This is a genomic window from Endozoicomonas atrinae (assembly GCF_001647025.1).
Taxonomy (GTDB): domain Bacteria; phylum Pseudomonadota; class Gammaproteobacteria; order Pseudomonadales; family Endozoicomonadaceae; genus Endozoicomonas; species Endozoicomonas atrinae.
Map to the genome: position 1 here is coordinate 1 of NZ_LUKQ02000483.1, position 2065 is coordinate 2065.

At 49.5% G+C, this 2065-nt stretch carries 1 protein-coding gene and 1 pseudogene; both read left to right on the top strand.

Features of this window, described 5'->3' with window-relative positions; translation table 11 throughout:
- Window positions 1–176 (top strand): annotated as a pseudogene (locus AK963_RS32715) (IS256 family transposase); the annotation flags it as partial.
- Window positions 177–329: 153 nt separating this feature from the next.
- Entirely contained in the window at window positions 330–1904 is a 1575-nt protein-coding gene (locus AK963_RS28190; protein WP_066018623.1) for an AbgT family transporter, read from the top strand.
- Window positions 1905–2065 lie beyond the last annotated feature (161 nt).

The following is a 2065-nucleotide window of genomic DNA, read 5'->3' on the forward strand; positions in this document are numbered from 1 at the left end:
GCGTCATTCGTAAGGCGATCAAGAACCGGAAGATTTTTCGGACTGATGAGTCAGTCATGAAGGTAATCTATCTGGCCATGGAAAAAGCTTCCGAGAAATGGACCATGCCGATCAGGAACTGGAAAGCAGCCATGAACCGGTTTGAAATTATGTTTCCTGACCGGTTCAAGGAGTAATAGTTTTGGTGGCGTTTACACAGAATTATTTACAGGCTCTACTATAAACAAATATCTCTTTATTATATTTAGTTGATTTAGATCATTTCAGAACCAGCCACGGTTTTTTTAAAGTCGTTAGCGAAATCATCATATTACCAAGAAGATCATTCCATGAGCCTGACAAAAGCCCCTCCTATGCCTGAGGCAAATTCGAGTGATTCAAAATTAATGAATCGCTTCCTTAATGCTGTTGAAAAGGCAGGTAACAAGCTGCCCGATCCAACATTACTGTTTGTCTATGGTCTCGTCATCGTCTGGGTTCTTTCTGCCCTGATGGCACAGATGAATCTGGACATGGTGCACCCCGCCAGTGGTGAAGCGGTGGTGGTGAATAACCTGCTGACAGGCTCTGCCCTTGCGACCTTCCTGGCCAGCATGGTGAAAAACTTTGCCGGGTTTGCCCCAATGGGTATCGTCCTGGTTGCCATGCTGGGTATCGGTGTGGCTGAAAAGTCAGGCTTCATCAACACAGGTCTGAAGAAGTTGCTGAGCGTAACGCCAGCCAAAATGCTGACCCCAATGCTGATTCTGGTGGCCATTATCAGCCACACGGCAGCTGACGCCGGTTATGTACTGGTTATTCCTCTGGGCGGTATTATCTTCCACGCTGCCGGCCGTCACCCATTAGCTGGTATAGCTGCTGCGTTCGCAGGTGTATCCGGTGGTTTCTCTGCCAACTTTATTCCTTCCGGTATCGATCCTCTGCTGCAGGGTTTCACTCAGTCTGCCGCACAGATTCTGGACCCAAGCTACCAGATGAACCCGCTGGCCAACCTGTTCTTCACCGGTGCTTCAAGCTTCATTATCGTTGCTATTGGCTGGTACGTGACTGACAAGATCATTGAACCACGACTGAAGAGCACGACCACGCTGGATGAAGATGCTGAGAAAGCACCTGACCTGAGTTCATTCACTGCTGAAGAGAGCAAGGCTTTCAATGCGGCAGGCCTGGCTATGCTGGCAGGTATTGCACTGCTGGTCGCTGCTGTTATGCCGGAAAGCTCTCCACTGCGTTCTCCAAATGGTGAGATCACTGCGTTCTCTGCACCATTGATGCAGTCCATCGTGCCTCTGATCTTCATCCTGTTCCTAATTCCGGGCATTGTATACGGTAAGGTATCCGGTACCTTCAAGACCTCCAAGGACACTGTGGTCGCCATGAACAGCACCATGTCTACCATGGGCTCTTACCTGGTAATGTCCTTCTTCTGTGCCCAGTTCCTGTATGCGTTTTCCCAGTCCAACCTGGGTACTGTTCTGGCCCTGAGTGGTGCTGAGGTTCTGCAAGCCATGAACCTGCCAGGTGAAATTACCGTGATTGGCATGATTCTGCTGACCGCTACTGTAAACCTGGTCATCGGTTCCTCTTCTGCCAAGTGGGCCCTGATCGGACCAATTCTGGTAACAATGCTGATGGCAGTGGGCATTTCCCCAGAGCTGTCTCAGGCGGCTTACCGTGTTGGTGACTCTGTTTCCAACATTATTTCACCTCTGATGGTCTACTTCCCACTGGTGGTGGTTTACTGTCAGCGTTACGTTAAAGGCTCCGGTATTGGCTCCCTGGCTTCCATGATGATGCCGTACTCCATCGCCATGCTGATTGGCTGGACTATCTTCCTGCTGACCTACTGGGCACTGGGTCTGCCACTGGGCATCCAGGCTTCTTACACCTACCCAGCCATGTAAGATCTTATCAGCTAAAGAAAAAAGGGGCTTTTGCCTAGCCGCTACGCTAATTGGTGGTACATGAAAAAGTAAAATCCTACTGCTACACTGCAATTGTAAGGGGTTTGTAGTTGTAGCAGGAGGCTTTTATGGGTAGGAATTCTTATCAAACGCAGTCCACA